The organism is Streptomyces sp. A0642 (genome assembly GCF_004795105.1).
Taxonomy (GTDB): domain Bacteria; phylum Actinomycetota; class Actinomycetes; order Streptomycetales; family Streptomycetaceae; genus Streptomyces.
Genome location: NZ_SSBL01000025.1, coordinates 39,942 through 52,346, shown reverse-complemented (window position 1 = coordinate 52,346; position 12,405 = coordinate 39,942). Strand labels below are relative to the sequence as shown.

Here is a 12,405-nt window from a genome sequence, read left to right as displayed (position 1 = left end):
GGCTCACCTCACCGGGCGTTCCGGCTCCCCCCGGTCCAGGGCCACCTGGCTGAGGAACAGCGCGAAGACCGGGGGCTGCTGCTGGAGCAGTTCGAGACGGCCGCCGTCCGCTTCCGCGAGGTCGCGGGCCACCGCGAGGCCGATGCCCGTGGAGTTGCGGCCGCTGATGGTCCGCTCGAAGATCCGTGCGCCCAGGTCGGCGGGGACGCCCGGACCCTCGTCCGTCACCTCGATGACCGCCTGGTTTCCGGTGACGCGGGTACGCAGCGCGACCGTCCCGCCGCCGTGCATGAGGGCGTTCTCGATCAGGGCGGCGAGCACCTGGGCGACCGCGCCCGGTGTGCCCACGGCGCGCAGCCCGTGCTTGCCGGAGCAGACGACGGCCCGCCCCTCGCTGCGGTAGGCCGGGCGCCATTCCTCGATCTGCTGCTTGATGATCTCGTCGAGGTCGAAGACGACGGCGGAGCCGGTCCGCGGGTCCCGGGCGTTGGTCAGCAGCCGCTGGACGACGTCCGTGAGCCGCTCGACCTGGGTGAGGGCGATGTTCGCCTCCTCCTTCACGGTCTCGGGGTCGTCCGTGACGGAGATCTCCTCGATCCGCATGGAGAGCGCGGTGAGCGGCGTGCGGAGCTGGTGGGAGGCGTCGGCGGCGAGCCGGCGCTCCGCGGTGAGCATCCGGGCGATGCGTTCCGCCGAGGAGTCCAGGACGTCGGCGACCCGGTCGAGCTCCGGCACCCCGTACCGCTTGTGGCGCGGGCGCGGGTCGCCCGACCCCAGGCGTTCCGCGGTCTCGGCGAGGTCGGTGAGCGGCGAGGCCAGTTTGTTGGCCTGGCGTACGGCCAGGAGCACGGCGGAGACGATGGCCAGCAGCGCCACCGCGCCGATGATCATCAGGGTGCGGCCGACTTCGCGGGTGACGGAGGAGCGGGACTCCTCGACGGTGACCTTCTCACCGTGTTCGCCCTCCTCCGTGGCGCTGATCACGCTGCCGCTGGGGCGGTCGCCCACCTCGATGGGGGCGCGGCCGGGCATCTTGATCAGTGCGTAGCGCTTGTCGTCGATCTGCTCGGCCAGCACGCCGGGGTTGATCCGTTCGGCGCCCAGGAGCCGGCTCTCGATCACGCTGATCAGCCGCAGCGCCTCGGAGTCGACGCTCTCCTGGGCGCTGTTGCTGATGGTGCGGGTCTCGACGATGACGAGGGAGACGCCGAAGACGGCGATCACCACGAGCACCACGGCGAGGGTGGAGTTGATCAGGCGTCGGCGCATGACTGCTTCTGTACGTCAGCTCTTCTCGAAGCGGAAGCCGACGCCCCGGACGGTGGCGATGTAGCGGGGATTGGCGGCGTCGTCCCCGAGCTTCTTGCGGAGCCAGGAGATGTGCATGTCGAGGGTCTTGGTGGACGACCACCAGGTGGTGTCCCAGACCTCGCGCATCAGCTGGTCGCGCGTGACGACCCGGCCCGCGTCCCGGACGAGGACCCGCAGGAGGTCGAACTCCTTGGCGGTGAGCTGGAGTTCCTCGTCACCCATCCAGGCACGGTGTGACTCGACGTCGATCCTGACGCCGTGGGTGGCGGGCTGCGGGGCGGGCTCGGTGGAGCCGCGGCGCAGCAGGGCCCGGACCCGGGCCAGGAGCTCGGCGAGCCGGAAGGGCTTGGTGACGTAGTCGTCGGCGCCGGCGTCGAGGCCGACGACCGTGTCGACCTCGTCGGCGCGGGCGGTGAGCACCAGGACCGGCACGGTGTGGCCCTCGGCGCGGAGCCTGCGGGCGACTTCGAGGCCGTCCATCCCGGGCAGGCCCAGGTCGAGCACGACCAGATCGATACCGCCCTGGAGGCCGGCGTCGAGGGCGGTCGGGCCGTCTTCGCGGACCTCGACCTCGTAGCCCTCCCGACGCAGGGCGCGGGCCAGCGGCTCCGAGATGGATGCGTCGTCCTCGGCGAGCAGTACACGGGTCATGGAGTGATGGTAGTCCGCGCGGACGACAACGAGTGAGGTGATCCGGAAGCCCTGCGGGTCTGCGACCCGTTCCTTGTCAGACCTTCGAATATGGGAGTGTGGTTGCGCCCGGACCTGTGATCCATGTCTCAAGTCCTTCCATATGCCGCTCTGTCGTGTCGTATGGTGTTTCAACGCCTGTTGCACTACTGAAGGACCTTTGAGCAGCTATGAGCGCCGAAGGTCCTTCTTCCTGTGCAGGGCTGGTACCCGCCAGTCCGGATTCATTTCAGTGAATGACCTGTGGGCCGGGCCCGGTACGCCGATGAAGGCGCTCCGGGCGTGGATCCCGGCACGGTGGCGTTCCCGTGCCGGTGCCGGCCTCCCCCCACCGGGCGCGTACGGCTCACGAGGCGACGCGTCCCGAGCAAGCAAGGATCGATCATGGCGTCCAGCCTGACGAAGGACCCCGCGAGCACCGCGGTCGGCGAGAAGACCTTCTTCGGCCACCCCCGCGGCCTGGCGACGCTCTTCATGACCGAGATGTGGGAGCGCTACAGCTTCTACGGCATGAAGGCACTGCTCCCGCTGTACCTGATCGCGCCCGGCGGCATGCACATGAATGCCACCACGGCCACGGCCATCTACTCCGTCTACATGGCGATGGTCTACCTGCTCGCCATGCCCGGCGGCTGGGTGGCCGACCGCTTCTGGGGGCCGCGCAGGACGGTCGCCATCGGTGGCGGTGTCGTCATCCTCGGCCACATCACCCTCGCCGTGCCCAACTCGGCCTCCTTCTTCCTGGGACTCGCCCTCGTCGCGCTCGGCTCCGGGCTGCTGAAGGCGAACATCTCCACGATGGTCGGGCACCTCTACAAGGGCCCGGAGGATCCGCGCCGTGACGGTGGCTTCACGCTCTTCTACATCGGCATCAACCTCGGCGCCTTCCTCGCCCCGCTGACCATCGGCAGCATCGGCGAGAACGTCAACTGGCACTTCGGCTTCGCGCTCGCCGCGGTCGGCATGGCCCTGGGTCTCGCCCAGTTCCTGCTCGGCACCCGCCACCTGAGCCCGGAGAGCGATGTCGTCTCCACTCCGGCGACGGAGCAGGAGAAGCGCTCCGTCCTGCGCAAGGGCCTCATCTGGCTGATCGTCGCGGCGGTCCTCTACGGCCTGCTCGCCATCACCGGCAACTTCGCCGACTGGGCCACGGTGCCGCTCAGCATCGCCGGTCTGGTCATCCCGATCGCGGTCCTGGTGCGCATGAAGCGCGACAAGGAACTGACGCACACGGAGCAGTCCAAGCTGTCGGGCTACATCTGGTTCTTCGTGGTCGCCGCCGTCTTCTGGATGATCTACGACCAGAACGGCTCGACCCTGTCGATCTTCGGTGAGCACTCGACGACGAACAGCCTGCTCGGCTTCGACTTCCCGACGTCCTGGTACCAGTCGCTGAACCCGATCTTCATCATGGCGATCGCCCCGGTGGTCGCCTCGGGCTGGCTGTGGCTGAACAAGCGCGGCAAGGAGCCGAGCACCGCCGTCAAGTTCGCCTCCAGCCTCGTGCTGATCGGCATCTCCTTCGTCGTCTTCATGATCCCGCTGATCGACACCGCGGCCAACGGCGGCCGGGTCAGCCCCATGTGGCTGGTGGCGATCTACTTCATCCAGACGGTCGCCGAGCTCTGCCTCTCCCCGGTCGGCCTGTCGGTCACCACGAAGATGGCGCCGGCGAAGTACAGCTCCCAGATGATGGGTGTCTGGTTCCTCGCGGTCACCGCGGGCGACTCGCTGACGGGTCTGCTCACGTCCACGCCGGTCGGGGTCAACCTGGACACCACGGGGGCCGTCGCCTTCGAGGCGGTCCTCGCGGTCATCGCCGGTATCGGCATCTGGATGTACCGCAGGAAGGTCACGCAGCACATGAGCGACGCGAGCTGACCGTCCGGTTCCACGCGTAGGGGCCGCCGCACCGTTTCCACGGTGCGGCGGCCCTTTCGTGTGCCGTGCCATCCGTCTGCGTCCGGGCCGGGCCTTCGTACGCGTACGGGATCCGGTTCAGCTCACCGGCCCGAGCGCAGCCGGCGCCACGGGGTGAACGTGAACACGGCGCCGCCCAGCAGGATCGCCGTGCCGGCGACCAGGCCGAGTGCGCGCAGGGCGCCGTTGTCCTCGGCCCCGGTGGCCGCGAGACCGCCGCCGGACGCCGTGCCGCCCGCCGCCGCTCCGCCGGAGGCCGTGGATCCGCCGCCGGAGGCGCCGCCCTCCTGCGCCGCGGTGTCGAGCACGAGCGACGCCTCGGGGGCGCCCTTGACCGTGCACGGGATGTTGATCTTCGAGCCGCCCAGCATGACGTCGATCGTGAGCGCGCCGGGGGTGAGGCTGGACTTGCCGGAGGCGCCCGGCTTGTACGTGCCGGTCATGTCGGGCAGGCTGACCGGCTTGCCCGTCTCCAGGGGCTCGGGGTTCCCCGGCCCCCTGACGGTCACAGAACCCTTGTCGGCGCCGCCGATGACGATGTTCATGGACGGCTTGAGCGCACCGGCGGGCAGCGGAGCCGGGCTGTCCATCACACCCTTGGCGGTCTTGACCGTCAGCGCGTAGCTCCCGCCCTTCTTCTCGGCATTGATCGTCACCTTGGAGGCGATCCCCTCCTGCGGGCCCGGCGCCTTGCAGGCGAAGTTCACGACGACTTCCCTGCCCGGGAAGTCGGTGGCCCCGCCGCTGCCGCCGGTCGTGCCGCCGGACGTCGTGCCCCCTCCCGTGGTCGTCGTGCCACCGCTGGTGGTGCCGCCCGCCGTCGTACCGCCGGAGGTCGTGCCGCCCGCCGTCGTGCCCCCGGAGGTCGTGCCACCCGCCGTCGTGCCCCCGCTGGTGCCTCCGCCGCCGTCCGTGACCTTGATCGTCGCGCCCGGCTGGACCGTCTCCTTCGGGGAGCACTTGGTGTCGGTGGAGAGGGGCTTGGAGACGTTGATGTTGTACCCGTCGGGCGTCAGCGTCAGCTCGCCCGCCTTCTCCAGCTTCAGCGAGCCCTTCATGTCGGGCAGGAGCATGGGACTGTTCTTGGGGATCGCCGGGTTCTGACGCGGCCCCTCCATCTTCAGGTCTCCGGTGGCGGCGCCGGCCAGCTTGATCGTGCCGGTCGGCTTGACGGTGTCCTTGTCGAGGTCGAGGACGTCGGGGTTGCTGGAGGCGGCCCGGACCGTCTTCCACACGACCTCGACGGTGTCCCCCACCTTGGCCTGCGCGGGCGCGGTCAGCCGCACCTCGGTGGTGCCCTGGACGGGGGGCAGTCCGGAGATGGCCGGGGGGATGCACTCCGTCTTGTACGAGATGTCGGCGGCCTGGGCCGGGCTGGCGGCCAGCAGCATGCCCGCCCCGCCGATCATCATCGCGACTCCCGCCGCGACCGTCCTGCGTTGCGTACTCACGAATGTCCCTTCGTCGTCGGTCTGTGCTCTGACGGTGCGGAGTCAGGGGTGAACCACGGCAGCGCCGCCGCAGTGGTGCCGGGGGACGGCGCCTTACCCGCGGACGGGGCGCTCCGCGGTTTCGGGAACCTCGCGGTCACTCCGGCGCGCGGGGACGGACGCCGGCGGCCCCCGGCGCGGCCGGGCCGCGGACGGGCCCTGTCGACGATCGCCATGCCGATACGGAAGACGGCCGCGGGCACGACGAGGCACAGCAGGATCCAGAAGAGCGTCACGCCCCAGGGGCGGCCGACCCCCCACGGCTGCTCGGCCAGCACCTTCGTGCCGTACTTCAGTGAGATCTGGTAGTCGCCGTGCGCGCCGGCCGTCAGCTCCACGGGCAGTTCGATACGGGCCTTGCGGCCGGGCTCGACGGTCCCGCGCCACTGCCGCTCCTCCCACTGCGCGGCGTAGACGCCGTGCGCGGTGCCGACCCGGAAGACCGGGTCCTTGACCGGTGCGGAGCCGAGGTTGCCGACGGTGAACACGAGCCGGCGGGACGGCGGCGCTCCGAACCACGTCAGCAGCCCGCTGTCACCTTCCAGCCGGGTGGCCGCGAGAACGGCGAGCCTCCCGTCACCGGTCTCCCTCGGCAGCGCGGCGACGGGGTGGCCTGCGACCACGATCACCGCGTCGGCGAGGACCTGTTCCCCGGTCACCGTGGCGACATGGACGACGCACGGGCACGGCACGGGCGGCTCGGTGACGGGCATCTTCCTGGTGAAAGCGCCCTTGTCGTCGGTGGTGACGGCGCGGCCTTGCGCGTTGGCGCAGGAGTTGGTGCCGCCGATCACGCCGCGCGCGGGGGTGGACTGCCCGCAGATCAGCATCATGAGCAGGGTGCCGGGGTGCCACTCCTTGCCCCTGACGGTGACCTCGCCGCCCTTGCCCGCCTCCTTCTGCGAGAGCGTGACCACCGGTTCCGGTTCTGCCGCGGTACGCCCTGCGGCCCCGGCCCCGGTCGCGGTGAGCAGCAGGGCCGGCAGTATCGCGGCCAGCAGTACGGCCATCAGGGTGGCCGCCCGCCCGCGGCGCTCGCTCCGGAATGCCGCCGGTCCGGTCCGTCCCGTCACGATTCCGCTCCCGCCTTCACCACGTGCCTCTCGTCGGAGTGCTGTTCGGGTTCCGGAGCCTGGCCGGCCCCGTCGTCGGCGCGTGGGCCCCGCCGCGTCGCCCGCCGGCGCCGGAGGCCGTGCACACCGGCGGCGACGCCGGCCAGGAGGAGCAGCGCGCCGCCGGTCACCGGCGCCCAGGGCACGAAAGCCGCCGAGGCGGTCGCCTCGGCGTGCGCCCCACCCGCCGCCGTGACGCGGAGCCGTACGGTGACGGAGTCGAGGGCGGGGGTGTCGCCCCACGGCTCGGTGCGCCGGACCCGCTGACCGGGCAGCAGTTCCACCGGAAGGGGGCGGGCGGCGCGGCGCAGCAGGGGGCCGAACGCCCCGTCCACGCTGACGGACAGGCGGGGCACGAGGACCGCGTTGCCCCGGTTGACCAGCGTGTAGTGGAGGGTCCCGCCGCTCACCGTGACGTCCTCCACCGTGAGGGCGGCCAGCGTGGGCCCGCCGACCCGCAGTCGGACCCGTACGCCCACCGAGCGGCCTCCGCTCTCGGCGACGATCGCGCCCGGGTGGTCGCCGGGCAGCGCGTCCTCGGGGACGGTGAAGGAGACCGGCACGTCGGCCCTGGTCCGGCCGGGCACCGTCACCTCGTCCTTCGCCGTCCGCAGCCAGGACCCGGTCCCGGTGGAGCCGTGCGCACCGCGCACGGCGAAGCCGCCGCTGCCCGGGGGGTACGCGTCGGCGCCGCGCAGCCGTACGGTGACCGGTTCCGGTCCCGGGTTGACGACCGAGAGCCGGTCCTCCAGGACGCTGCCAGGAAGGCCCTCCAGGTAGAAGGCCGGTCTGCCTTCGGGCTGCCCGGTGGCGCCCGCCGCGGGCTGCGCCGCCCATACCGGGCCGGCCGGGTGCCCGGTGGCACCGGCCGCCGGCGCCGTGGCGAGGGCGCACCCCAGGGCGGCGAGCAGCGGCAGGGCCCGGGCGAGGCGCCGGGCGGCGGACGGCGGTCCGGCGGCGGGGGCCGGGGAGGACGGCGGTCGGACGTCGGGCGCCTGGGCGGGGCGGGTGGCGGGACCGGTGAACGGCGGCATGGGCGGCTCCCTGGTGCAGGACGGCGGCGTGCGGTTGCGCGGGGCGGCCCGCGGCCCGCTGCCGGCGTCGTCGGCGGCGGGCCGTTCGGGCGGGTGGCCGGCCCCGTGGCCCGCTGCCCGCGACGGGCGGCGGTTCGTGCGGCGGTCAGCCCGTGGCCCGCGGCCCGCGCCTGGTCAGCCACAGGACTCCGGCCGCGCCGGTCAGCAGCACCGTGCCGCCGAGGGTGCCGAGCGCCACGGCCGAGTCCAGCGGGCCCGTCCTGGGCAGTGAGTCGTCGCCGTCCGGTGTGGTCGCCCCGCCCCCCGCGGCGGTGACGTCGAGGGAGAGCGAGGGGCCCGGGCTGTTCGCCGGGGTGCAGGTCGTCGTCGTACCGAGCGCCTTGATGGTGAGCACTCCGGCGGTGAAGTCGACCTTGCCGCTCTTCTTCGGGGTGTACGTCCCCGAGAGGTCGCTGATCTTGATGGGGCTGTTGGCGGGGATGGCAGCCGCGTTGGCGGGGCCCGAGACCTGGACCTGCCCCGGGTCGGCGCCGCCCACCTTGATCACCGCGCTGGGGTTCATCGCCCCCTTCCCCAGCTCGACCGGGCTGGAGGAGACGCCCTTCTGGAAGGACATGGTGAGCTTGTAGCCGCTGCCGCTCCTGACGCTCCTGATGTCGATCGGCGAGACAGCGGCCTTGTCGCCGATCGGGGTCTTGCACTGGTAGTTGACGTCGACGACCGTCGCGTGGGCGGCGGGCGCGGCCAGCAGCACCGCCGCGCCCGCCAGCCCGGACGCCAGCGCGAGAGCTGTTCGCTTCTGGTACGACACCTCGAGTTCCCCTCATGCCGGGAGTCGTCGTGCGCCGCTCCGCGCGGCCCGCATAACTGACGACACATCAGATTGGGCGCTCAAGGTACGCCCGGGGCCTTGTGGAGGGAAGACAAAGAGCGCGCCGATCCGGCGCGCTCTTGGAGGGGCTGACGAGCCCGGGGGGACGAGCAGGGGAAACCTGCGGAGGGGGTTACGCGGGGGCGGCCAGCTCCGCCCAGACGGTCTTGCCGGGTTCGCCCGGCACCCGTGCGACTCCCCAGTCCAGGCAGAGCCGCTGCACGATGAACATGCCGTGACCGCCGGGCCGCCCCGCCCGGTGCGGCGTGCGGGGCGCGGGCTGTCCCTCGCCACCGTCGGCGACCTCGACCCGCAGCGCCTTCGGCGTGCGGGCGATGCGGAACTCGTCGGGGCCCTCCGCGTGCAGACACGCGTTGGTGACCAGCTCGGAGACGACCAGCAGGACGTCTTCGGCGGCGGCCCGGCGGTCGGCGCTCGAGGCGGGCAGCCAGCCCCAGTCGTGGAGCGCCTGCCGGGCGAAATCACGTGCCGTCGGCACGATGCCGCTGACCTGCCGCAGCGACAGGGTGCGCCACTGCCACTCCGCGGGCTCGACGGGCGCGGCGGAGGGAACGCCGGGGCGCGCGTCAGCGCGCGTGCCCGCGTCGGCGCGTGCACCCACGCCTGCGTCCTCCGGCTCGCGGCCGAGGTCGCCCGGTGGATGCTGCCGGGTGGTGCTCATCAGCGCTTCACCTCACCGATTCACCATGTCGCCATTGAACAGATACGAATACTGACGCGGACACCCCTACAGGTACCGCACGAACACGAAGCGTGCAGATCTTCCACGGCCCGCCGGGGTGTCTCCTGCCCGGTCTTGTGGTGACAACACCCACTTCGCCTACGCGGAAAGCGTGACGGGGGCGACGGGAGAGGCGCCCGGGCCTCGCCACACGCCACGATCAAGTGGCCAGGGCCTCTTCGAGGGAGTCGTGGACGGTGAAGACCGCCTCGGCTCCGGTGATCTCGAAGACCCGCGCCACCACGGGCAGCATTCCGGCCAAATGAACCCCTCCCCCGGCAGCCTCGGCCTTGAGGCGGGCACCGAGCAGCACGTTGAGCCCGGTGGAGTCACAGAATTCGAGGCGCGAGCAGTCGACCACCAGGCGCACGCGCCCTTGCTCGACCGCGTGCTCCAAGGGTGCACGCAGCAGCTCAGCCGTGTGGTGATCGAGCTCACCCGCCGGCGTCACAATCTCACTGCGGCCCTCGGTCCGGGTATCGACCTGAAGTCGCCCCCGGTTCGCGCTGCCGACCGTCCCGCGGTCCATGCCCGCCCCTCTTCGCCTCGTCACTGTCTGCATCGAAGTGCATGCAGATGAGTCGCAGCTGTCGCTGACGTCGGTGAAACAGTACGCGTTTCCTACGCCACGCGGTAGCCGAAGACCTCAACAAACCGGACATATGGCCCCATTTGCAGCTTGTAACGACCCGCAAGGACCGGGTAAGGGTAGGGGGACACCCGAACCACGGCCGGCTTTGGAGGCGCCGCTTCACCGCAGGAACACGTATGGGCATCGGCAGCCATATGCCGAGAACGATGGAGGAGACCATGTCACCCCGGCTCGACGAATCGCGTACCCACAACGCGACGTCGGCATGTCCTCAGGGACTGACCGAATCAGACTCCCCTGCTGCGGCCGTCCTGGACGGCACGCGCAACAGCACCACCAGCAGTGGCAGTGACACCAGCAGTACCGAAGGCAGCCGCAGCGCGGAAGACGTGACCGGTCTCGAAGGACTTCCCGAGATCCCGCCCTACGCCGAGGTGGGGGCACTGGATGCCAGGGCCCTGTCGAAGACGCTCTTCGCCCGGCTGGAGGCCCTCGAAGAGGGCACGCCCGAGTACTCCTACGTACGCAACACGCTCGTCGAACTGAACCTGGCCCTGGTCAAGTTCGCCGCCTCCCGGTTCCGCTCGCGCAGCGAACCCATGGAGGACATCGTCCAGGTCGGCACCATCGGCCTGATCAAGTCGATCGACCGGTTCGAACTCAGCCGGGGCGTCGAGTTCCCGACCTTCGCGATGCCGACCATCATCGGCGAGATCAAGCGCTTCTTCCGCGACACCAGCTGGTCCGTGCGCGTACCGCGCCGCCTGCAGGAACTGCGGCTCGACCTGGCCAAGGCGGGCGACGAGCTCGCCCAGCAGCTGGACCGATCGCCCACCGTGGGCGAGCTCGCCGACCGCCTCGGCATCACCCATGACGAGGTCGTCGAGGGCATGGCCGCGAGCAACGCGTACACCGCGAGCTCGCTGGACGCCAAGCCCGAGGAGGACGACAACGAGGGCACGCTGGCCGACCGGCTCGGCTACGAGGACCACGGCCTCGAAGGCATCGAGTACGTCGAGTCGCTGAAGCCGCTGATCGCCTCCCTGCCGGGCCGCGACCGGATGATCCTCTCGCTCCGGTTCGTCGCCAACATGACGCAGTCGGAGATCGGTGACGAGCTCGGCATCTCACAAATGCACGTGTCGCGGCTGCTCTCCCGCACCCTGGTCAAGCTCCGCAAGGGACTGACCCTGGAGGAGTGAGCGAGCACCCGCGCCCCGCGTGCGGGACCGCCGGATCAAGGACCTGCCCCGCCGAGGGGCAGGTCCTTCCGCGTTCCGGGGCTCCCCGCTCCCGTGCCTTCCGTGTCCCGGTCCCTTCCGCGTTTTCGCTGCCTTCCGCGTTTCGGGTCCCTTCCGCGTTTCGGGTCCCTTCCGGGTTTCGGGTCCCTTCCGGGTTTCGGTGCCCGACGCGTTCCTTCGGCGTTTCCGGTCGCCGATCAGCCCGGGTGCGATGCCACGACCCGCTCGCCGCGCCGCCAGACCTCGTGGACCAGGGGTACGCCCGGCCGGTAGGCGAGGTGGACGTGGCTGGGGGCGTCGAGGACCACCAGGTCGGCGCGGGCGCCGGGGGTGATCCGGCCGACGTCCGCGCGGCGCAGTGCGGCCGCGCCGCCCGCCGTCGCGGACCAGAGGGCCTCGTCGGGGGTCATGCCCATGTCGCGGACGGCGAGGGCGATGCAGAACGGCACGGACGAGGTGAACGAGGAGCCCGGGTTGCAGTCCGTGGACAGGGCGACCGTGGCCCCCGCGTCGAGGAGGCGCCGGGCGTCGGGCCAGGGCGCCCGGGTGGAGAACTCGGCGCCGGGGAGCAGCGTGGCGACGGTCTCCGACTGGGCCAGGGCGTCGACGTCGGCGTCGGTGAGGTGGGTGCAGTGGTCGGCGGACGCGGCGTCGAGCTCGACGGCGAGCTGGACGCCGGGGCCGTGCCCGAGCTGGTTGGCGTGGATCCGGGGGTGGAGGCCCTTGGCCCGGCCCGCGGTGAGGATCGCGCGGGCCTGGTCGCCGTCGAACGCGCCCTTCTCGCAGAAGACGTCGATCCAGCGGGCGTGCGGGGCGCAGGCGTCGAGCATCGGGCCGGTGACGAGGTCGACGTATCCGGCCGGGTCGTCCGCGTAGTCCGGGGAGACGATGTGGGCGCCGAGGAAGGTGACTTCGTCGGTGTGGCGGGCGGCGATGCGCAGGGCACGGGCCTCGTCCTGGACCGTGAGGCCGTAACCGGACTTGGTCTCGAACGTCGTGGTGCCCTGGCGCAGTGCCTCGGCCAGGTAGCGGGCGACGTTGGCGGAGAGCTCGTCGTCGGTGGCGGCGCGGGTGGCGGCGACGGTGGTCCTGATGCCGCCCGCGCTGTAGGCGCGGCCGGACATCCGGGCGTGGAACTCCTGGGTGCGGTCGCCCGCGAAGACGAGGTGGGAGTGGGAGTCGACGAAACCGGGGATCACGGCCCGCCCGGCGGCGTCGACGGCCTTGTCAGTGGCGGGTGCTTTGCTTGATTCACCGGTCCAGACGACCCGGTCGCCCTCGATGACGACGGCCGCGTCCTGGATCAGTCCGAGGGGGGAACCGTCACCGAGGGAGGGGTCGTTGGTGACCAGTGCGGAGATGTGGGTCAGGGCGGTCGTCGTCATCGGGGGGCTGCTCTCCT

The 12,405-nt window shown here is 71.5% G+C and carries 11 protein-coding genes; 2 read left to right on the top strand and 9 right to left on the bottom strand.

Going from position 1 to position 12,405, the window contains the following annotated elements:
- Positions 1–3: 3 nt before the first annotated feature.
- Together E6R60_RS30225 and E6R60_RS30220 are read right to left on the bottom strand one after the other, a co-directional pair.
- Positions 4–1,269 (bottom strand): ATP-binding protein, encoded by a 1,266-nt coding sequence (locus tag E6R60_RS30225; RefSeq protein WP_136329877.1) that lies wholly within the window; start codon positions 1,267–1,269, stop codon positions 4–6.
- 15 nt (positions 1,270–1,284) lie between these two features.
- Positions 1,285–1,962 carry a response regulator transcription factor gene (locus tag E6R60_RS30220; RefSeq protein WP_136329876.1) on the bottom strand — a complete coding sequence of 226 codons (678 nt, stop codon included), beginning with the start codon at positions 1,960–1,962 and terminating at the stop codon, positions 1,285–1,287.
- Between the two features lie 423 nt (positions 1,963–2,385).
- Between E6R60_RS30220 and E6R60_RS30215 the strand changes: the two genes are divergently transcribed.
- Complete coding sequence (locus tag E6R60_RS30215; protein ID WP_136329875.1) at positions 2,386–3,882, top strand: oligopeptide:H+ symporter; 1,497 nt, start codon at positions 2,386–2,388, stop codon at positions 3,880–3,882.
- A 122-nt stretch (positions 3,883–4,004) separates the two neighbouring features.
- Here E6R60_RS30215 and E6R60_RS30210 read toward each other — a convergent pair whose 3' ends face one another.
- The 6 genes from E6R60_RS30210 to E6R60_RS30185 form a co-directional block, all read right to left on the bottom strand.
- Positions 4,005–5,333 carry a hypothetical protein gene (locus tag E6R60_RS30210; RefSeq protein WP_136329916.1) on the bottom strand — a complete coding sequence of 443 codons (1,329 nt, stop codon included), beginning with the start codon at positions 5,331–5,333 and terminating at the stop codon, positions 4,005–4,007.
- Between the two features lie 35 nt (positions 5,334–5,368).
- The gene (locus tag E6R60_RS30205; RefSeq protein ID WP_136329915.1) at positions 5,369–6,421 is read right to left on the bottom strand and encodes a hypothetical protein; all 1,053 of its coding nucleotides are present in this window, start codon (positions 6,419–6,421) and stop codon (positions 5,369–5,371) included.
- Positions 6,422–6,480: 59 nt separating this feature from the next.
- Positions 6,481–7,557 carry a hypothetical protein gene (locus tag E6R60_RS30200; protein WP_240802734.1) on the bottom strand — a complete coding sequence of 359 codons (1,077 nt, stop codon included), beginning with the start codon at positions 7,555–7,557 and terminating at the stop codon, positions 6,481–6,483.
- A 145-nt stretch (positions 7,558–7,702) separates the two neighbouring features.
- Positions 7,703–8,368: a peptidase gene (locus tag E6R60_RS30195; RefSeq protein ID WP_136329874.1), complete on the bottom strand. Its 666-nt coding sequence runs from the start codon at positions 8,366–8,368 to the stop codon at positions 7,703–7,705.
- A 193-nt stretch (positions 8,369–8,561) separates the two neighbouring features.
- On the bottom strand, positions 8,562–9,110 hold the full coding sequence (locus E6R60_RS30190; RefSeq protein ID WP_136329873.1) for an ATP-binding protein: 549 nt from the start codon (positions 9,108–9,110) through the stop codon (positions 8,562–8,564).
- 220 nt (positions 9,111–9,330) lie between these two features.
- A complete protein-coding gene (locus E6R60_RS30185) occupies positions 9,331–9,699 on the bottom strand; it encodes an STAS domain-containing protein (RefSeq protein ID WP_136329872.1) in 369 nt (122 codons plus the stop codon).
- Between the two features lie 281 nt (positions 9,700–9,980).
- Between E6R60_RS30185 and E6R60_RS30180 the strand changes: the two genes are divergently transcribed.
- The gene (locus E6R60_RS30180; protein WP_136329913.1) at positions 9,981–10,964 is read left to right on the top strand and encodes an RNA polymerase sigma factor SigF; all 984 of its coding nucleotides are present in this window, start codon (positions 9,981–9,983) and stop codon (positions 10,962–10,964) included.
- 236 nt (positions 10,965–11,200) lie between these two features.
- Here E6R60_RS30180 and hutI read toward each other — a convergent pair whose 3' ends face one another.
- A complete protein-coding gene (gene hutI / locus E6R60_RS30175) occupies positions 11,201–12,388 on the bottom strand; it encodes an imidazolonepropionase (protein WP_136329871.1) in 1,188 nt (395 codons plus the stop codon).
- Positions 12,389–12,405: the final 17 nt, after the last annotated feature.